Here is a 19,107-nt window from a genome sequence, read left to right as displayed (position 1 = left end):
TGAGAGGGGGCGGTCATGGCAGGCTGGTGATTGTTCACGTCACCTGATTCCCGCGAAGGAACGCCACCATGACAAAGACTGAAGTTAAGACCGCCAGCGCTGCCGTCAAAGACATTTTGCTTTCGAACCCGGATGGATTGCACGAAGTGCTCCGTGCGGTGATGCAGGAGGTGCTTGAGGCCGAGATGGACGAGGCGCTGGGTGCCTCGAAGAGCGAGCGCACGCCCGAACGGCTTGGCTATCGCTCGGGCTATTACGGCCGTACCCTTGTGACGCGGGTCGGCAAGCTCGAGCTGCGGGTTCCGCAGGACCGGGCCGGGCGCTTCTCCACCGAGCTGTTCGAGCGCTACCAGCGTTCCGAGCGGGCCTTGGTGGCGACACTGGCGGAGATGTATGTGCAGGGCGTGTCGACCCGCAAGGTGAAGGCGATCACGGAAGAACTGTGCGGCCATGCCTTCTCGGCCTCGTCGATCTCGGCCATCAACAAGCGGCTGGACGAGAGCCTCGCTGCCTTTGCCAGGCGCTCCCTTCAAGAGCCGTTTCCTTACCTCATCCTCGATGCGCGCTACGAGAAGGTGCGTGAAGCCGGTGTTGTCATGAGCCAGGCGGTGCTGATCGCGGTCGGTATCGACTGGGACGGAAGGCGCCAGATCCTGGCCGTGGAGATGGCCAATCGCGAGAGCCGCTCGGCCTGGAGGGACTTCCTCGTCGGCCTCAAGGCGCGCGGCCTCAAGGGCGTCGAGTTGGTTGTGTCCGACGATCACGCCGGCCTGGTGGCAGCGATCGGCGAGGTGATCCCCGAAGCCGCCTGGCAACGCTGCTACGTGCACTTCCTCAGGAACGCGCTCGATCATCTGCCGAGGAAGCACGGCGACGACTGCCTGCAGGAATTGCGCTGGCTCTACGACCGGCGCGATCTCGCAGAGGCCAGGGCTGATCTTGCCGCATGGCTTGCCAAATGGTCGGCACGCTATCCGCGCCTGACAGGCTGGGCCGAGGATGCCATCGAACAAACCCTGACCTTCTTCAGGCTGCCGAGACAGCACCACAAGCATCTCAAATCCACCAANGCGCGATCTCGCAGAGGCCAGGGCTGATCTTGCCGCATGGCTTGCCAAATGGTCGGCCCGCTATCCGCGCCTGACAGGCTGGGCCGAGGATGCCATCGAACAAACCCTGACCTTCTTCAGGCTGCCGAGACAGCACCACAAGCATCTCAAATCCACCAACATGCTGGAGCGGCTCAACGAGGAAATCCGCCGGCGCACCTATGTCGTGCGCATCTTCCCCAATACCGAAAGCTGCCTGCGCCTGGTCAGGGCGTTGGCCGTCGAGACCAATGAAAACTGGATGGAGGCCAACCGATACATCAACATGGACGACCTGCGCGAGCACAAGAAGCTCGCTCTGCGCCAAGCCGCATGACCAGCATCATGGCCGCCCCTTTTTGCAGAACTTGACGCACACAACCCGAGAGACTGGCATCATGGACGAGCGGCTACGGTTTGTTGTGGAGTGTCTTTCTGGGGATGAGACGATGGTTGCAGATCGGAAGAGCGTCGTGTAGGGANGAAGCTCGCTCTGCGCCAAGCCGCATGACCAGCATCATGGCCGCCCCTTTTTGCAGAACTTGACGCACACAACCCGCTTTTGCGTAAGCCTTTTCCAACGAAAACTTTCCGTCGCCAGGCTCGGCGATCTCATCCCATCGGTCTTTGACTTCGGTCACCGCGTCCCACCGGGCATACTGTTTGTTGTTCTCCCGGTCTGCTGCCTGTGAATTGCCAGTCGCGCCCCTGCCTTTCCTAATCTTAGCGTTCAACAATATGTAACGCAGGGCTTGGCTGGCCCACGTCGGAAGAGGTCGGTTGTTGATGTTGCAAAGCCTCACAACCTCGGCAAGCGTGATCGGGCTGGTACCATCCAGCCATGCGCGTTCCAGCGAGGCAAGTTGGCGTTGCAGAAATTCTTCCAACGCATCGGAGGTCATTTCGTGGCTGCCTTGCGCATCGGCACCACGTTAGGCGTCGGCTCATTGATTATGGAGCGGAGCAGGGCGCCAAGCCGCGCCAGGGCATCGCCCTTCTCGTCGCGGTAGACGTGACGGTCATAGATCCCTTCAACACCGGCAATGACGTGGCCCATGACGCGCTCGGCGATGTCCGGTCGGACGCCAGCGCGGGACATCAGAGACCGCGCCGTGCGCCTTAGATCGTGGATCACCCACGGCGCTATCGCGGCCTGTGCTTCCTTGGCTCGATTGTCGAGATTGATCTTCGCGCGAGACATGCCGTTGAAATGGCCTTCACCGCGCCCGGCAAAAATATATGGATTTTCGCCTATTCGGCTCTGCCTGCCGATGATTTCTAGGGCGAGGGGAGACAGCTTAAGGTCGCCGCCAGTACCCTTCTCCCGGTCGTCGCTCGGCACGTGCCAGACGCCATCGACCGAAACATCGTCCCACTTGATCGTCATGACCTTTTCGCGGCGCTGCGCTGTAGCCAGGGCGAATTGCATCATGGCGCCGAAGGTGCCGTCAGCATGTTTCCAGAGCGCCCGGATTTCGTCGTCTGTCAAAATGCGCTCGCGCGCCCTGTCCTTCGGAGTAGTGCGACGCATGCCGCGAACGATCGGCGAGACATAGTCATCGTTGCGAGCTGCGAACCAGTTGGAAATGCCGCGCACGATTGCCAGCACGGAGTCGGCTTGCCTTGCGCCGTTTTCGTCCTCGATCTTGTCGAGCAGGGCGGCAACGTCGCCGCGTCGGATCGAGACGAATTCCCGCTTGCCCCACTGCGGGATGACATAGACATCAATGCAGCGCCGGATTTCCTTTTCGGACAGAAGGCCCTTGGCATCGACATGGCGCTTCAGGTAGCCGTCCGACACGTCCTGGAACGTCTCTGGCGCTGTCTTGCGCTCGACGGGAGGCAAGCCTTGCCGGATGCGTTCTATGGCCTCCCTTGCCAGCCCGCGCGCCTTCTCGATCCCCATCTTGTCCGCGGCGCCGATGGTTGCCCAAACCTGTTTGCCGTCGGGATCGCGCGCCACGGCAACGAAGGATTTCGCCCCGGACGGCATGACGCGGACGTAATGCCCGCGCAATTCGGGATCGGGGGAGGTATACCGCGCCGCCTTTGGCTTCAGCGCCTCAACGCCGGTATCGGAAAACTTGCGCCTGCGGGTCATTGGAAAACTTCCTCCGGCTAACGGCTGGCTAACAATCGGTGCCTGTAATGGGCGCTAATGTCGGCTAAGCTGGATAGAAGTTCTATGGTTTTCAGTATGTTATGCAACGGTTCCGTTAGCCCGGTTTAGTCGGGCTTATCGATTGTCCCCTGACTTTTAATCAGTAGGTCTCGGGTTCGAACCCCGACGCGCTCACCAAAAACATCTTAAAATCAACGGTTTGTGGGCGGTCATCTCGGTTTTTATGTCGGCTCTAATTTGGTGTCCGCGCTATGTCCGCATATTGTAATGGGATTGGACAACCACGCGGCGCCTGTCGTAACGAGTACCCACTCCTATATTCTAGGCGAGGAGGCTGGTGTGTCCGACTTTGACTTCATCACCTATAAGGCGCGGGACTTCGCATATCACTATGCGATGGAGAAGGAGTACGCCTCAAGCCCTGGAGCGGGCCGGTCCCGGCGGGGTAGAAATCCATGGCGTGAGGAGGCGCAGCGCTTGTTCATTCGATGGAACCGCGAAGTTGCCCGTTTGGAAAAGGTGCACCAGCCGTTCGAAGAAGCGCTTATGTATCGAGAACACTATCGGGCGGAAATGCTGTTCTGGTCAGAAGCTCGTTGAGCGCGCCGCAGCGTTACGTAAACTATCCTGGCCAAATGCTTTTCCATTTTTGCTGCCGAGTGACAACACGACGGCCATAGATCCTTTAGCGGCTTTCTTGGGATGCGAGAGCACCCTTTGTTCTCATTATGCCGGCCATCAACAGAATTATTTTGGACGTGCGGCAGGTTTGACAAGCGCCGGCTGCTGAGTGAGCTTACAGACCTTCAGGGGAAAATTATGATCACCGGTGAATTGCGCTCGAAGATCGATGCCGTATGGAACGCCTTCTGGGCGGGTGGCATCGCCAATCCTCTCGAGGTTATAGAGCAGATCACCTATCTGCTCTTCATGCGCGGCCTGGACGAGGCGCATACGCGCGAAGAGAACAAGGCGAACCGCCTCAGCCGGCCGATGGAGCGGCGTGTTTTTCCCAAAGGCATGGACGGTATCGGTGCCAACGGCGGCATCGCCTATGAGGAGATGCGCTGGTCGCGGCTAAAGAACAAGTCGCCCGGCGAAATGTTCAAGGTCGTTTCCGAGCATGTCTTTCCTTTCCTGCGCACGATGGCTGAGGAAGGCACTGCGCATGCCACCCACATGAAGGGCGCGCGCTTCACCATCCCGACGCCGGCCTTGCTCGCCAAGGTCGTCGACCTCCTTGCCGATATCCCGATGGAGGATCGTGACACCAAGGGCGACCTCTACGAATACATGCTGGGCAAAATTGCCAGCGCCGGCCAGAACGGCCAGTTCCGCACGCCACGCCATATCATTGCGCTGATGGTGGAGATGACGGCGCCGACACCAAAGGATGTGATCTGCGATCCCGCGTGCGGCACCTGTGGGTTTCTCGTCGCGGCAGGCGAGTACCTGCGCGACAACCATTCGAAGCTCTTCCACGAAACCGAGAGCCGCGACCACTATCACCAGGAGATGTTCCATGGCTTCGACTTCGACGGCACCATGTTGCGCATCGGCTCGATGAACATGACGCTGCACGGTATCGACGACCCCGACATCCGCTACAAAGACAGCTTGGCGCAGGAGCATGCCGGCGACATTGACAAATACAGCCTGGTGCTCGCCAACCCACCATTCGCCGGCACCCTCGACTATGACGCCACGGCCAAAGATCTGCAAGCGATCGTGAAGACCAAGAAGACCGAGCTTCTCTTCATGGCTCTTTTCCTGAAGCTGTTGAAACCAGGCGGGCGGGCTGCGGTCATCGTGCCGGACGGCGTACTGTTCGGCTCGTCGACGGCGCACAAGGAAATCCGACGCATGCTGGTCGAAGATCACAAGCTCGACGGCATCGTAAAACTGCCATCGGGCGTGTTCCGGCCCTACGCCGGCGTCTCGACGGCGATCGTGTTCTTCACCAAGACCAACTCCGGCGGGACGGACGACGTCTGGTTCTATAATTGCCAAGCCGATGGGTTTTCGCTCGACGACAAGCGGAACGCCCTGCTGCCTGGCGAAAAGATCGGGCCGACGCCGGGACACCGCCACGCCGGTCACTTCGTCAACTTGACGCTCACCGAGGAGGAACTTGCGAAGAACAATCTGCCCGACATCGCCTCGCGCTGGACTGAGCGGAACGGCGCCGAGCGAGAGCGCCCTCGCACTGCGCAGAGTTTTTGTGTGCCGAAGGCCGACATCGCGGCCGCCGGCTACGATCTTTCGATCAACCGATACAAGGAAGTGGTGCACGAGGCCGCCGAAAATCGACCGCCGAAGGTGATCATCGCCGAACTGAAGGCGCTGGAGAAGGTAATAGCCGAGGGGCTCGGGGAACTGGAAGCGATGTTGTGATGTGGCCGGAATTGGCGCTGGCGGATTTGGGACAGATAAATACAGGTTCAACACCTGAGACATCAAATTCGGATTTTTGGGATGGTGACGTTCCATTTGTCACCCCAGGGGAACTTGGCCTGTCCAAGCCGATTGTTGCGGCAAAGAGATATTTGACCGATGGAGGAGCTGAAGTCAGCCGTGTCGCGCCAGCCGATGCGGTTTTGGTTTGCTGCATTGGATCGCTTGGAAAGACTGGCATAGCTGGTCGTGCGGTAGTGCCAAATCAGCAGATAAATTGGATTGAATTCGACCGGTCTTTAGTCTTCCCGCGCTACGGATACTATGCCTGCAATCGTCTCGAACAGAAACTCGAGGCGAGTTCGGCGTCAACAACCCTACCTATCGTCAACAAGTCGAAGTTCTCTAAGCTAACTATCCCGCTTCCCCCACTCGACGAACAGCGGCGGATCGCGGCGATCATGGATAAGGCGGATGCGCTGCGCCGCAATCGCAAGCGCGCCATCGAACTACTCGAGAGCCTCACGCAGTCGATCTTTCTGGAGATGTTTGGGAATGCCAATTGGCCGACGACTGCGTTGGGCGACCTTTGCAAGCTCGTGCGCGGAAGCTCTCCACGACCCCAAGGCGACCCGCGCTATTTCGGCGGTGACGTGCCGCGCCTGATGATCGGGGACATCACCCGGGATGGGAAAAGTGTCACCCCTGCGATCGATAGCCTTACCCAAGAAGGCGCGGCTAAAAGTCGACCGATGCCGAAGGGGAGTGTCGTCATGGCTGTGAGCGGTGCAGTAGGGCTGCCAGCCATCCTGGCAACGGACGCATGTATCCATGACGGATTTGTAGGTTTCAGGGATTTGTCGCCAAAAGTTCTGCCGGATTTTCTATACGAATTCCTCGTTCTCGAACGTGACAAAAATAGAGCCCTAGGAACCGGCGCAATCTGGATCAATTTGACCACGGATCAAGTTAGGCGCTTGAGCGTTCCGATCCCTCCCGGCAACCGGCAGCGTGCTTTCGTGAACAAAGTCGAGGCGATAAATGCGCCGATGCTTGCAGCGCGCCAAGCCTTTCACTCAGCGGAAGCACTTTTCTATTCTTTCCAGCATCGCGCTTTCTCCGGACAACTCTAACTATGTCCAACTTCGCTTTCCTCGCAGCCGAATTCCCAACCGTCCACGAGGCGGCGGCGGAAGCCGAGAAACAGGCAGCGACGTCTCCCACGGCTGCCGCCTTCTTCGCCGGTAAGGCGGTTGAGGTTGCCGTCAAATGGGCGTTTCGCAACGATCCCGCGTTGACGCTCCCCTATCAGGATAACATCGCCGCCCTGCTGCATGAGGTGAGCTTCCGCCGCGTGTCCGGCGAGGCGGTTTTCGCCAAGGCGAGATACATCAACACGCTCCGCAATCGGGCGGTCCATGAAGAGCGAGCAATTCGCCCGATCGACGCTGCCGGCGCCGTGAAGGAGCTGTTCCACGTCTGTTTCTGGTTGGCACGCACCTATGCGCGAAAAGTTCGCCCGACGGACGGGCTGGCGTTCGATGCTTCGGTGCTCACCCGCCGCGACGACACGCTGAAGCGCACCTTCGCGCATCTGCAGGCGCAGCAGGCCGAACTCGACGCCAGAAATGGCGAGCTGACGAAGCTCCTCGCCGACAAGCAAAACCTCGACGATGAGCTAAAGAGGCTGCGTGCCGAAGTCGCTGCCGCGCGTAAGGCCAACGAGGCCGTTCCGAGCAGCCACGATTACAATGAGGCGGAAACCCGCGACCGCTATATCGACCTCCTTCTGCGAGAGGCCGGCTGGGTGCTCGACAGGCCGGAAGACATCGAGTTCCGCGTCGAAGGCATGCCCAACAACGAGCGCGTCGGCTTCGTCGATTACGTGCTGTGGGGCGCCGACGGCAAGCCGCTCGGCCTGGTCGAAGCCAAACGCACGCGCAAGGATGCGCGGCAGGGCCAGCAGCAGGCAAAGCTCTACGCCGACCGTCTGGAGGAAATCTTCGGGCAGCGCCCAGTGATCTTTTATTCGAACGGATATGAACACTGGATCTGGGACGACAAGAGATACCCGCCCCGCCAGATCGGTGGCTTCTACAAGCGTGACGAGTTGGAGCTTTTGATCCAGCGGCGGACCAGTCGCAAGAACCTGCCCGAGATAAAACTCAATACGAAAATCGTCGAGCGCCCCTATCAGCACCGTGCAATCCGGGCGATTGCACAGGCCTTCGAACACGATGGCGAGCGCAAGGCACTGCTGGTCATGGCGACCGGGTCCGGCAAGACCCGCACGGTGATCGCCCTGGTCGACCTGCTGATGCGGGCCGGATGGGTGAAGCGCGTTCTGTTCCTTGCCGACCGGGTCGCGCTCGTCAACCAGGCGGCCGGCGCCTTCAAGGCGCATCTGCCGGACAGCGCGCCTGTCAATCTCGTCACGGAACGGACCAGCCAAGGCCGGGTGTTTCTCTCCACCTATCCGACGATGATGAACCTCATCGACGGCAAGGCCGACGCACAGCGCGCATTTGGCCCTGGCCATTTCGATCTCGTCGTCATCGATGAGGCTCACCGCTCTGTCTACCAGCGTTACCGAGCCATCTTCGAATATTTCGATAGCTTCCTGGTGGGGCTGACGGCGACGCCGAAGGACGAGATCGACCACAACACCTATTCCCTGTTCGACCTTGAGGACGGCGTTCCGACCGACGCCTATTCGCTCGATCAGGCGGTGGCGGACGGCCATCTCGTTCCGCCGAAGGCAATCTCGGTGCCGCTGAAGATCGTGCGCTCCGGTCTGCGCTACGACGAACTCACTGACGAGGAAAAGGACCAGTGGGATTTGTTGGAGTGGGGAGAGGAAGAAATCCCCGACAGCGTCGATGCCGCCGAGGTGAACAAGCGACTTTTCAACACCGACACGGTAGACCTGGTGATCGCGCACCTGATGACCCACGGACTTAAGGTCGAGGGCGGCGACCGGATTGGCAAGACTATAATCTTCGCCAAGAACCAGGCCCACGCTCGGTTCATCGAACAGCGTTTCAACATTGCCTATCCGAAATTGGTCGGTGATTTGGCGCGCGTGATTACCTACGAAAGTGGTCCCTATGCGCAAACCCTGATTGACGCATTTTCCATGAAGAACAAAACGCCGCACATAGCCATCTCCGTCGACATGCTGGACACTGGCATTGATGTGCCGGAGGTCGTGAACCTGGTCTTCTTTAAGCAGGTGCGCTCAAAGACCAAATTCTGGCAGATGATGGGACGCGGCACGCGGCTTTGCCCGGATCTGTTCGGGCCAGGCCAGGACAAGGAGTTCTTCCGCGTCTTCGACTATTGCCAGAACCTCGAATTTTTCGGCTCGAACCCTGAACTGAAGGAGGCGAGCACCGCCAAGTCGCTGTCCGCGCGCCTGTTCGCGGCTCGGCTCGATCTAGTGCGGGCTCTCGACAAGAAACGTGGCCGGACAGCCGCTCTCCCAGAGGAACCCCCTTCACCTCATCAGCCGCCCGCCGATCCGGGCGATCCGCCGAGTGAGGAGGCAGTTCGTGCAGATGCCATGAACGTGCTGCGCGACACCGTAGCCGCCCTGAACTTCGACAATTTCATTGTCCGCCAGCAGCGGCGCCTAGTCGAAAAGTACCAGAAGCCGGAAGCCTGGATCGCAATCGACGACGACGCCCGCAACGAGCTGGTTGAGGACATTGCACCGCTGCCGAGTGCAAGAAGCCAGGGGTCGGAAGATGCCAAGCGTTTCGACCTTTTGATGTTCTCCCTCGAACTCGCCCTGCTGAAAGGGTCAAAGAATTTCGATGCGCTTAAGGCCCGGCTGCGGGAGATAGTGTCGGCACTTGAAGATCAAACTGGCATTCCGGCAATCGCCGAGCGCTCAGCTTTGATCGAGGAGGTACAAGCCGATCATTGGTGGGAGGGTGTCACGGTTCCTCTCCTGGAACTCGTGCGGCTTCGGCTTCGCGACCTCGTCCAGCACATCGAAAAGCGCCGCAAGGCAATTGTATATTCCAACTTCGCCGACGAGATAGGCAACGGCGAGGAAGTCGAGCTACCCCAGATAGGAGAGGCCGATTTTGCCCGCTTCAAGCAGAAGGCCAGGCACTTCCTAAAGGCGCATGAGGAGCATATCGTCCTCTTCAAGTTGCGACATGGCAAGCCACTCACGGCCAGCGACCTGGCTGAACTCGAAAGAATGCTGGTTGACGCAGGCGTGGGACAAGCAGGCGATATCCAACGCGCGCGGCAGACGAGCGAAGGCTTTGGTCGCTTCGTGCGCTCGCTCGTCGGGCTAGACCGCACAGCCGTCAGCGAGGCGTTTGGCGAGTTCGTTGCCGCGGGAACTACCACAGTGGCGCAAATCAGGTTCATCGACATGATTGTGGAGCATCTGACAGCAAACGGTTCGATGGATCCGCAGTCGCTCTATGAACGACCTTTCACCGACATCGCCGCGACGGGGCCAGAGCAAATATTCGACGAGAACAGTGTCGTGCACATTACGAGGAAGATCCAGGCCATCAACGACAGCGCTGTTGCTTAGCGATGTTGCGTATCCCGCTGATGCTTTGGCGGCTGCTGGCAATGGTCGGGTTAGCCTACGTTGTCGTGCAGGCCGTAGTTGATCATAAGCCGGCGCACGCTCCGGACAATCGGTCCCCTTCGTCTAGTGGCTCGATTTCCGACGACGACGCCGACGAGGCATACCGCGAGTATCACGATGACCTGAGCTACCGATATAGGTAGCGTGGCGGGTTTCGCTCTACATCGGCGCCGTTGTCGCGCTCCGGATCGCGGCCGGAGACTGGCGATACCGTCAGCGCTGGTCACTGACCTCCGTCTTCAAACTAGAAGGGCGTGATGCAACCGTTTTGCCCGCCGGTCTTAACCCACCCGACAGGCATCAAAACAACCTGTTGCGCGCGCGAATAGACAGCATTCCATCGGAAAACATCCTCGCGGACGGTGGCCGAGCGCCACCAGGTTGACCCGGCTGTGTTGGTGACAACCGGTGTTCAGGTTTGAAATCCGTGCGGCTTGACAAAGCGGACCCTGGTCGCTCTGGTAGCGCATGATCCCTTCGTGCGAAGTCAAGATCGACGATAGGTGGAAAACCATGAGTGCTGCAGCGGCCCATGGTCATCCTGACCTGCCCAGACGCTGTTTGGGGTGTTGGGGTCCGATCTATATCTACCCTCTCAAGAGCGGTAAAATGAACGTCGAGCATATAAGCGCTCACAAGGGTTGCCGGCTCACATATAATTTCGATGGGCACGCCGCCAAGCACCCGGATGCCATCGAATAACCAAGCACCCCAACATGCGAGCCACTTGACTGGCCGAATAGCTTCGATACGTTTTAGAGTGTCTCCTGAGAGAAGCGGCCCAGAGGCATTTTGACTAAGCCGCGCGATAACCGACGATGGCGACCATCGCCTTACGTCGAAGAGAAGCAAGAAGCAGCCTTGCCGCGCTGCCGACATAGCTCCCTGAATGACAACCTGGCTTGCCGCCGGCGATGGGCGTTGCGGCCTAAAATCCAGTTGGAGGAAAATCATGCAGCAGAACGGCTACTGGTGGGCAAGCAGCTTTCACCCATTAGACGACGGCGAGCCAGAAATCATCTATGTTCACGGTCCTGAAGCGTCACGTTTGGGCGACGACTTTCCCCATCATGTCGGTGAATTCGACTTACTCCACCGTGTTGATACCGACAGATGGCCCCAAAAGGGCAAGCTGACGGAAAAGGAGCTGCTTGACGAGAACTATGCTGTCGATCCAGCGACGGTCCCCGACGGATATTGGTGGGCGATCCATTGTGAAGATTTCGAGCCCCTGATTGTTCGGGTCGAACAGGATACAGTCTATAGGATGGACTGCGAGGACACGCTCAACAACTTCGAATTCTTGATGCGGATCGATACGAATGGTTGGCCGACTTAGAGAGTGCGGAGATGCTGGTGTAGGTCGTTCGTGCTCAGAAGCCCCGGTGCAAACCCAAGCGACCCTCGGCCTTGCACTTTGAGCAGCCAAAGAGGGCGATCAAATCCTGATGCTTTGAGCCGTGATCGGGGCCGGCGTCTGGCGATAACGGCAGCGCTCATCGCTGCCCTCCGTCGACTAGAAAGGCGTGATGCAACCGTTTTGCCCACCGGTCTTGATCTTTGTGATGATGCCCCGGCTGTCGGTTGTTACTTTGGCCGTACAGAGAAAGCCCTGCCTCCGCCCTTCAAATTCCAAGAATTTGCCACCGTCGCTGGTAGGAGCGATGCCCACGGGCACTCCGTACTCGTCGTACAGCGCGTCGATTGGTTTGCCGACATATCGTGCCGCTTCGGCGCTTTGATGTGCATCCCAGTTCGCGCAGCCGGACAGAATAACAACGGTCACGAGTGTGAGTACTCTCAGCATAATGGTTCCTATCCAGAAGATTTTACCCGGTGGAGAAAATTCTGTCTGCCCCGACCTGTCTTTGACAATGTGCCTTAGTCAATCTTTAATATACTCGACGGACCAAGATCGACAGGCCCACACCAACTTTTCCGCAAGATATTGTCTATGACCCTGGGGCCTACTCGCGGCGGGCGATCCGACGCATGACGTCGGTGTCGCCCGGAATTGGCTTGAGTTCGCGCACGTTCATATGCTGGCGGTGCAATGCCGTCTTTTCGAGCCCGAGAGCGTGGGTCTGGATGGCTGTCAGGGCCTTCTCTGCGACGTCTTTCAGGGGATCGGATTGTTCGTACGCAGAGAACGAAAGGGCGTGCGCGTTCCCGACCCTAAGCAGATGGGCTTCGTCGGTCTCACCCGTGCGGTCTACTTGCAGCCGTCTTGCCAGCGCGTCGCGCAACCGCTGGCGGTGATCCGCATCGCTTTCGCCGTCGGCGCGCTGCGAATGTAGGGTGACAGCGGCCGCGGCCCATTGGCGAGCCCTGTAGGCACTATCGTCTTCGGTTTGGTGCTGTTCGATATGCATCGCGCGGCAATCCCCGAGGATCGCCGGGCTAACGATCTTGTTGCTTTTGCTGCGCGGGTCCTTCCGCGCGTTCGCTTCGACCACGGACCACAGCCGAGCTTCGAACGCCTCGTCGGTCTCACCTATTCGGTCCGGGACAACTACGCTCGCCCGCATCGTGCCGATCGTATCGACGACAGCCCGGCGAAGCTTCTTCATGTCGATGACAAGGTCCGCTCGGCCTGCCGACTGCGCCTTCTGGTTGGCGCCTTCGATAGCGATCGCATGCTCGTCGAGTAAGTTCGCGGTGTGACAGATGCCGGCCAGCAGCTTGAACATAGTCTGGTAAGCTTCCGCTGCGGGGCCGTAGTGCTCGGCCTTGGCAGCGACGGCTTGCCTTCCGACTGTAGCGTTGCGCGACGCCGTCTTGGCCTTCGCGAGCATGGACTTCGTCGGCGCGACGGCGGCGGTGAGCGTCTTGGCCATCTGCTCTAAGTCTCGCAACCCTTCGTGCAGTGCCCCAATATCGCCGCCGTTCAACACGACGTCGGCGCGGCTATCATCGAGCTCGGCGTGCCGAGCCAGACATCGCGCGATGTCGGTTTCAAGGCGATCGAGGCAGGCCTGCAGCCGCGCTACCTCAGCGTCCAGCGCGGCAGCATCGGCGGCCGGCGCTTCGGGCTGGGCATCCAGGAGTTCATCGAGCGGTGTCACTTCGCCCGGTCCGTAGGTCTTAAACTCAAGGCTCGGCTTCGGAGTAGTCCGCGCGAGATCAAGCTCGCTCAGTTGGTCGGCACGGCGGTGGGCTGGCATGCCGGCGCTCAGGGCCTCGTCGATCTCGTCTTTCTCGCCAAGCTCGTCGCTGTCGACCAGCCGGGCTTTCAGCAGCCGGTCGGACATTGGTTGTTCGTCGGCATTCGCGGTCCACTCTCGGGTGATGCTGGTCATGGTCATGTCCTTTTTCGGGTTGCGAGAAAAGCGTTGATGCGCGCGAAATCTTCCGGGAACCACTGGGCGGCAAACGCCAGCGCGGCCGGTGTACCGATGCCGTTTCGGACAACTTGATGTGGCGTGCTGTCAAAGGCTCCGCGGAGCCGGGCGAGGGGAATGTTCACGGGCAGGGTGCGTTTCGTGATCAGCATGGTCTGTTGTTACCCCGCGAGGTAACCGGCAATCGTGCCGGCAAGCCGCTTGGACGCCGCCGCCGGCGGCGCGCGACGAGATTTTCCTAGACCGAGATCAGCGAGTACCCGACGAAGGGTGTTGGTGGAGGTGCTGTAGGCAGCAGCGTTGATCGGCTTGCCGCCGGCCAGATCGCTTTCAGCCTGCTCGCAAATCACCGACAGGGTGGCAGCGCGGCGCAACAGCAGGGCTTGAGCATTCGAAGGCTCGCCGCCGATGGCGTCACTGAGCAGAGCCAGCACATCCCGATAGCGCCTAGCCAAAGTCGAGCGACCGTCGACGCGATCGAGAAACAGCTGGCCGCCCGTGGTCAGGCGGCTTTGACCTTCGATCTTTGCTTTTCTTACTGGCTTGTGTGGGGCTGCTAGGGCGCTTGGCGCGGGCATGATTTAGGTTCCGATCGCGGACATCATGCGGACACGCGATAGCTTGGGGTCAATAAAGTCAAGCAAAATCAACGTACATGTCCGAAATCGTCTACTGATAAAACATCAGTGGCAGCCGCTGTCCTGGCGCGTGAGGCGGATGGGGGCGAGGACAAAAGTCACCAATCCGCTAGCGGATCTTCCATAGGCAGCGCTTCGCCGTCGTCTGTCTCGTTCTGCCAATCATGAGGCTCTTGGGGTTCGATAGGCTGACCCCGTGCGCCGCGGCTCTGTTGGTTTCGATGCCAGCTAGATACGTCGTCAAACTCGGAGCGATCGAGGGAAGACCTCTGGCGAGCTCGCCGGCGGTCGCTTAGGCGATCTTTAGGCCGACTAGGTGCCTCGGAGTGGCGGCCCACGGCCTCCTGATCGTGAGCGGGTCCTATAGCGCTCATAAGCGGCTCGCCCGCCTCCAAGAGGGCGTCCGGTGCCACGGTAGCCGCTTCCGTTAGCAGCAAACCCAGCGTGGCGCGGGCAGCTGTTGCGTCGACGCGGCTCGGCCTTGGCGGCAGCCGCAGCCATTGCCGGTTCCTGGCGTGTCTAATCCCGTAAAGGCGTTCCGCTTCGGCCGCCCGGTTCGCGGCGCGTTGCGTCAGCCCGTCCTTTAGGGGTTGTCGCAAAGTTGTAACGTAACGTTGCATCCATCGGTGCAAAGTCATCCGACTGACGCCTAGCTCAGCCGCCACCTCGCCGAGCGAATGTCCCTGCGCCACGAGGTCCTGCAGTGTTTGCGCCATCTCAGGTTTGAAGAGACTAGGACGCGCCATCCGCTTCGCTCAACCTATCACGCGTCGCCGTGCTGTGTAACCTGCGGCCCGCCGCGCAGCGCCAGCTCCGCGTCTTTGATCCATTTTCGAAGTTGCTCCCTTGCTCGACCGTCGTCAGGGACTGCAATCGCCTTGGCGTGTGGCGCAGAAAGGATCAGGCGCTGGACCTCGGCGAGAGCCGATCGCAGTTGCAGGTGGTCATCGTCTGTCATGGCAATCTCGTTTCTAAGCTGCGCGAGGTAGCGGTGGTCGCTCTGCAGAGATTTTTCAGCCGAGTTTAGGTTTGTGCGGGTATCAGCGGGTATCAGCGGGTATGTTTTTGGCCATAAATTCACAGATGTCAGGTGTGGTATTGTAATTACTCCGACAGTTTTATTCGTTTGATCGAAAGCATACCCGCTGATACCCGCTGATACCCGCAAAGTGCCCGAGCATCGCCGCTGCTGCCGTCGCAGCTGCATTATCCGCCGCCCACTTCTGCCAGGCACCACAGGTTCTGCTTAGCGTGCGTGTCTCTTACGGATGTGATTTTTAAGCCGTCGACGACGCGTCCGCTCTGTTTCCCCAGCCATTTGCCTAACTCTCGCGTGTCGATTTCACCTCGGCCGGGCACTCCGGCCACTTCGAGCAGCGCCGCGTGCAGGCCGGGATTGTCGAGCTTGAAGCCGCCGATAGTCCCCTTCTTTTCCGCGAGCTCTTTCAGCCCGGCTGTGGCCAGCGGCTTGCCTAAGGCCGTAGGGTCAGGCCGTGCTGCCTCACCCTGCAAGGCGTCGCGCCATGCCGCGACGACTTGCCGAACCTGGGTCTTTTTCGGGTCGTCGACCCTCGCGGCTTCCATCGTATCGACAGGGTCGGTGCGACCGAGCCATACGATCGCTGAGCGAACCAGCCGTGACCAGTCACCGAACGAAGCCAGCGCCGGCAGCGTAGCGGGACAACCGGCCACGCTGTATGCGCGAACGATGGTAAGAGCTGCGGCGACGTAGTGGCCGCGGTCGGCCAGCACCATTTCGAACGGGTCGGCTTTGAACTGCCGCAGCTCTGGCCGCTCCATATTGGGGTCGAGAGAACAGGTGATCGATCGCCGAACGATATCGCCCACGATCTTGATATTGTTGCCGGTCGCGAACATGGTGGACCGGCTCTCAATCCGGACGTTCTTCGATTGACCCAGAACGCGGACTTCATTCACTGGCCTTTCAATGAACTGGCACAGCGCGTCGCCGTAGAGTTCGCCGTTCAAATTATCGATCGAGATCAACGCCTGCCCTTTCATGAGCGCTGAGCCGAGCCGCTTCTCCGTCTCTTCCTCTGTCCTGCCGGCCGCTATAACCGGGCATCGCTGCCCTGTGGCAATAGCGGACGCGAGGTCGACGATGTAGCTCTTGCCCGAACCGGCTTCCGGGGCATTGACCACGTGCAGTGGTGCGACGACTAGCGCACCACGCACCACCGGCGTGATCAGCCCGGACAGCGCCACCGAGCGGCTTGCATCATCTGCAAATGGAAACTCCGTGAGGAGCCCGTCGAGAGTGCTGAGCGCTCGCAGCGCGTCGCTACGACTTGGCCTTTCAGGTATCGCCGGCAGCGTCGGCGGGTCGATGAGGATCAGCCGTGTTGCTGGATCATAGCCCGGTTCACTCAAGATGGTTCCGTCGGGTCTCAGCGTCGGCGTGGTGATGACGCCCGCAACGCGCGGCAGCCGCCATTCGCCATCACGCGAAAGGATTGTTGCAGCGAGGTCGTGGGATGGGTCGGTCGGCACGTAAGTCTTTTTGCGGGCATCCCATTTTTGAAAATTAGCGACACGGGACATATGGTCTTTGAGCGTGTCGGTCGTGGCTTCCGCAAACCTCGCCACCTTGGTTTTTCGCCCCTTAGACGCGTCGACTTGGTCGACGACAGGCCGCTTGATCCTTTCACCGTGAACGTAGAGCGGTGCGCCGGCGTCGATCAGCGCCGTTTCCGCCTGCGTCGCTAGTGTGTGCAGGATACCGGCCCTTACTGTGATGAGGGGGCGGTCACCGTCGCCGCGGTCGAGGCCTTCGCGCCAGTTCGGATTTGCCTCGCTCGCCATATAGAAGATCGTACCGGCGCCGATCTCGCTGGGCGGTGAGTTTGCAAAGCCTTCCCACCTCTCCGCGCAACATGCGTAGTCGTACTTACCCACCGCCTTTTTCGACCATTCATCGAACAGCTGAAAACCTTCGCCGCTGCCTTCCGACGCCCGCCACAGTGCCATTCCAACCTTGTTCCACTCGTCCCAGGAGACGTTGTCGTTTGGGATGACGGCCATGGCCGCCGATAACAGTTCGATGCCGGCATGTGGGTCGTTGCCGGGCTTGTGGTTGCCGGTATCCCCACGCTGCGATGCGTGGGTCAGCTTCACCCAACCACGCTTTTCGAACAGCCGGTCGACGGCATCGCAGATCGCGTAAAGTTGCTGTCTCGTCACCAACGGCAGTTTGTCGATCGGCGTGTTGGCAGGTGACGCGTCGACCCATGAGTATTTAGCGGCCACCGTATTGCCGTCGGCTTCAAACGAATGGGTGCCGATCACGCCTATGTACCGCTTGCGCGTGCCGCCGAAAATTTCGAGCTGGCACTTGTTCTGCTTCATGAACGCCTTTCGCTCTGTAGGGGGCATCGCTGCGACCTTCTCAAGGTCCGTGCCCGGCGGCAGCCAGGCACGCGAAGACATACTGTCAAAGTCGCCTTCGATGCGGGCCAGTATTGTGAACTTGTGGCCGACACTGTTGCGAATGAGCAGGGGGTTGCGCTCGTCGTTCAGGTCCGGCGCGCCGTTCATGATCTCTTCGAATGCTAGGTCGGACATTTCCTTTTGGTAGATGTCGCCGTCGAACGCGATCAGCGGCGGGGTGATAATCACTCCGCTGGAGCCGCCCTTACGCGACCGGCCCCACTTGATAATCATCTCCGGTGTCGGTTCGAGGGTCTGCCATGCGTCATGCAGCGGGGTCGCCTTGTCGCGGGTGAGCATGACGAGGTAGCCGTTCGCCAGTGCCGCAAGCCGCCACGCCGTCAGGTCGCTCAGTTTTGTAGCGTTTTCGGCCGTCGCGGTGTCGAGAATGTTCATTGTTCTTGGTTCCATTTCAATGCCGTTCACGGGTCGCTCTGGCGGCTCGGCAATCGCAGCGAGCCCGTCGGCGGGCTCGGCGGCGCCACTTCGGGGTGTTTCTGTGTTGCCTTCCTTGGGGTTTTGTGCGCGCTGCCGGCAGTGCTCCACCCTTGCAGTCATTCGCGACGGCGGTTTCGCTTAATATGCCGCGCGCCGTTGATTTGGCCTGCGCTCGCGTCGGTCGAGCCATTCGCGCACTGCGACAAGGCGATACAATTTACGCCCGCCCACCATGAGGCTCGGTATGCCGTCCGGCTGATTTTCGTATCTGGCAACCGTGCGCTCAGAGCACTTCAGCGCATCTGCGAGCGATGCCCGGTCAAGGTAGCCGTTAAGAAGGACGTCAGTGTTGTTCATCTTGCTCTCCAAGGGTCTGCACAACACCGTGCGTTGACAATGGATGACAAGATCGTTGAAGCCAGCCTGTAGTAAAAGTAGGGTCTATTTACAGGATTTGTCTTCGAGGTGTTTTGCCCAGATTTCCGTTACGCAATCGAGCGTCAATGGCGCAGGCGGTCCGTAAGGTTGAGCCTGCCACCCACCACGGCAGTGGTACTCGTAAACTTCGGTAGCCTCGGGGCTAGCTTTGCGGTGGCGAATGTTGTCTCGCAGGTTCTTTAGCTGCTCCCAAGGCTGCAACTCTCCGTCGCCAAGTTTCATACGGCCGCCAGTTGCCTTCGCCACGTCCCTGCAAGCCTGCTCAAGCGAGATATGTTTCTCCGCCACCAGGGCGTCGACCGCTGCTACCGTCAAGGCCTCGTCCACCGCCCGCTGGAGTGGCTTTGCCCGCCGTCCTTTTTTCCGACGTTCGTCCAGGATGTCGACCAAGAACCGGAACGGCGCTTCCAGCTGTTCGTCGTGGAGAAAGTCCGATACGGCGGCCAATGCCATGTTGGCGCTCTTCTCGCGGTCAATGGCATAAGCGCCCGCGGCCGCCCTCAGAGCGTCCATCAGCTCGTCGCGGCGCTGTTGCTCAGCTCCGCTGATAATATTGGCAATCCCAGCCCTAAGATGGTCCATA

15 protein-coding genes and 1 pseudogene are annotated in these 19,107 nt (G+C 59.7%); 7 read left to right on the top strand and 9 right to left on the bottom strand.

Features of this window, described 5'->3' with window-relative positions; translation table 11 throughout:
- Positions 1 to 68: 68 nt before the first annotated feature.
- Together X751_RS0133610 and X751_RS1000000165755 are read left to right on the top strand one after the other, a co-directional pair.
- Positions 69 to 1,067 (top strand): annotated as a pseudogene (locus X751_RS0133610) (IS256 family transposase); the annotation flags it as partial.
- Complete coding sequence (locus X751_RS1000000165755; protein ID WP_084558294.1) at positions 1,054 to 1,425, top strand: transposase; 372 nt, start codon at positions 1,054 to 1,056, stop codon at positions 1,423 to 1,425. The pseudogene X751_RS0133610 and the gene X751_RS1000000165755, both read left to right, overlap by 14 nt.
- Before the next feature lie 561 nt (positions 1,426 to 1,986).
- Here X751_RS1000000165755 and X751_RS146620 read toward each other — a convergent pair.
- Positions 1,987 to 3,189 (bottom strand): integrase family protein, encoded by a 1,203-nt coding sequence (locus tag X751_RS146620; protein ID WP_023745149.1) that lies wholly within the window; start codon positions 3,187 to 3,189, stop codon positions 1,987 to 1,989.
- 360 nt (positions 3,190 to 3,549) lie between these two features.
- Between X751_RS146620 and X751_RS146630 the strand changes: the two genes are divergently transcribed.
- The 5 genes from X751_RS146630 (at position 3,550) to X751_RS146650 (ending at position 11,561) form a co-directional block, all read left to right on the top strand.
- Positions 3,550 to 3,810, top strand: coding sequence for a hypothetical protein (locus tag X751_RS146630; RefSeq protein WP_156936392.1), 261 nt, complete (start codon positions 3,550 to 3,552; stop codon positions 3,808 to 3,810).
- A gap of 219 nt (positions 3,811 to 4,029) precedes the next feature.
- Positions 4,030 to 5,604 (top strand): class I SAM-dependent DNA methyltransferase, encoded by a 1,575-nt coding sequence (locus X751_RS146635; RefSeq protein WP_023745147.1) that lies wholly within the window; start codon positions 4,030 to 4,032, stop codon positions 5,602 to 5,604.
- On the top strand, positions 5,604 to 6,737 hold the full coding sequence (locus X751_RS11835; protein ID WP_084558293.1) for a restriction endonuclease subunit S: 1,134 nt from the start codon (positions 5,604 to 5,606) through the stop codon (positions 6,735 to 6,737). The genes X751_RS146635 and X751_RS11835 overlap by 1 nt, the downstream gene beginning before the upstream one ends.
- Positions 6,738 to 6,898: 161 nt before the next feature.
- Complete coding sequence (locus tag X751_RS146640) at positions 6,899 to 10,162, top strand: DEAD/DEAH box helicase family protein (protein WP_348524583.1); 3,264 nt, start codon at positions 6,899 to 6,901, stop codon at positions 10,160 to 10,162.
- Positions 10,163 to 11,174: 1,012 nt separating this feature from the next.
- Entirely contained in the window at positions 11,175 to 11,561 is a 387-nt protein-coding gene (locus tag X751_RS146650) for a hypothetical protein (RefSeq protein WP_023745143.1), read from the top strand.
- 177 nt (positions 11,562 to 11,738) lie between these two features.
- On the opposite strand, the gene X751_RS146655 is transcribed toward X751_RS146650, so the two are convergent.
- The 8 genes from X751_RS146655 to X751_RS146685 all read right to left on the bottom strand — a co-directional run bounded on the left by X751_RS146655 (position 11,739) and on the right by X751_RS146685 (position 19,106).
- Positions 11,739 to 12,029 (bottom strand): hypothetical protein, encoded by a 291-nt coding sequence (locus tag X751_RS146655; RefSeq protein ID WP_023745142.1) that lies wholly within the window; start codon positions 12,027 to 12,029, stop codon positions 11,739 to 11,741.
- 160 nt (positions 12,030 to 12,189) lie between these two features.
- A complete protein-coding gene (locus X751_RS146660) occupies positions 12,190 to 13,521 on the bottom strand; it encodes a hypothetical protein (protein ID WP_156936391.1) in 1,332 nt (443 codons plus the stop codon).
- 2 nt (positions 13,522 to 13,523) lie between these two features.
- Positions 13,524 to 13,715: a hypothetical protein gene (locus X751_RS146665; protein WP_023745140.1), complete on the bottom strand. Its 192-nt coding sequence runs from the start codon at positions 13,713 to 13,715 to the stop codon at positions 13,524 to 13,526.
- A gap of 9 nt (positions 13,716 to 13,724) precedes the next feature.
- Positions 13,725 to 14,141 (bottom strand): hypothetical protein, encoded by a 417-nt coding sequence (locus X751_RS11870; RefSeq protein ID WP_023745139.1) that lies wholly within the window; start codon positions 14,139 to 14,141, stop codon positions 13,725 to 13,727.
- 823 nt (positions 14,142 to 14,964) lie between these two features.
- On the bottom strand, positions 14,965 to 15,159 hold the full coding sequence (locus tag X751_RS146675) for a hypothetical protein (protein ID WP_023745137.1): 195 nt from the start codon (positions 15,157 to 15,159) through the stop codon (positions 14,965 to 14,967).
- A gap of 248 nt (positions 15,160 to 15,407) precedes the next feature.
- Positions 15,408 to 18,044, bottom strand: a complete 2,637-nt coding sequence (locus X751_RS1000000164800; protein WP_050592382.1) for a PriCT-2 domain-containing protein — start codon at positions 18,042 to 18,044, stop codon at positions 15,408 to 15,410.
- 180 nt (positions 18,045 to 18,224) lie between these two features.
- Entirely contained in the window at positions 18,225 to 18,443 is a 219-nt protein-coding gene (locus X751_RS1000000167025; RefSeq protein ID WP_156936390.1) for a transcriptional regulator, read from the bottom strand.
- An 84-nt stretch (positions 18,444 to 18,527) separates the two neighbouring features.
- Complete coding sequence (locus X751_RS146685; protein ID WP_023745134.1) at positions 18,528 to 19,106, bottom strand: hypothetical protein; 579 nt, start codon at positions 19,104 to 19,106, stop codon at positions 18,528 to 18,530.
- Position 19,107 lies beyond the last annotated feature (1 nt).

This window comes from Mesorhizobium sp. LNJC394B00 (genome assembly GCF_000502555.1).
GTDB lineage: Bacteria > Pseudomonadota > Alphaproteobacteria > Rhizobiales > Rhizobiaceae > Mesorhizobium.
This window is presented reverse-complemented; position numbering and strand designations above follow the sequence as displayed.

Excerpts from the sequence above, each read along its gene's own strand:
- X751_RS146620 (WP_023745149.1), bottom strand. The coding sequence starts at position 3,189 with ATGACCCGCAGGCGCAAGTTTTCCGATACCGGCGTTGAGGCGCTGAAG.
- X751_RS146635 (WP_023745147.1), top strand. The coding sequence starts at position 4,030 with ATGATCACCGGTGAATTGCGCTCGAAGATCGATGCCGTATGGAACGCC.
- X751_RS11835 (WP_084558293.1), top strand. The coding sequence starts at position 5,604 with ATGTGGCCGGAATTGGCGCTGGCGGATTTGGGACAGATAAATACAGGT.
- X751_RS146650 (WP_023745143.1), top strand. The coding sequence starts at position 11,175 with ATGCAGCAGAACGGCTACTGGTGGGCAAGCAGCTTTCACCCATTAGAC.
- X751_RS146655 (WP_023745142.1), bottom strand. The coding sequence starts at position 12,029 with ATGCTGAGAGTACTCACACTCGTGACCGTTGTTATTCTGTCCGGCTGC.
- X751_RS146660 (WP_156936391.1), bottom strand. The coding sequence starts at position 13,521 with ATGACCAGCATCACCCGAGAGTGGACCGCGAATGCCGACGAACAACCA.
- X751_RS146665 (WP_023745140.1), bottom strand. The coding sequence starts at position 13,715 with ATGCTGATCACGAAACGCACCCTGCCCGTGAACATTCCCCTCGCCCGG.
- X751_RS11870 (WP_023745139.1), bottom strand. The coding sequence starts at position 14,141 with ATGCCCGCGCCAAGCGCCCTAGCAGCCCCACACAAGCCAGTAAGAAAA.
- X751_RS146675 (WP_023745137.1), bottom strand. The coding sequence starts at position 15,159 with ATGACAGACGATGACCACCTGCAACTGCGATCGGCTCTCGCCGAGGTC.
- X751_RS1000000164800 (WP_050592382.1), bottom strand. The coding sequence starts at position 18,044 with ATGAACATTCTCGACACCGCGACGGCCGAAAACGCTACAAAACTGAGC.
- X751_RS1000000167025 (WP_156936390.1), bottom strand. The coding sequence starts at position 18,443 with ATGAACAACACTGACGTCCTTCTTAACGGCTACCTTGACCGGGCATCG.
- X751_RS146685 (WP_023745134.1), bottom strand. The coding sequence starts at position 19,106 with ATGGACCATCTTAGGGCTGGGATTGCCAATATTATCAGCGGAGCTGAG.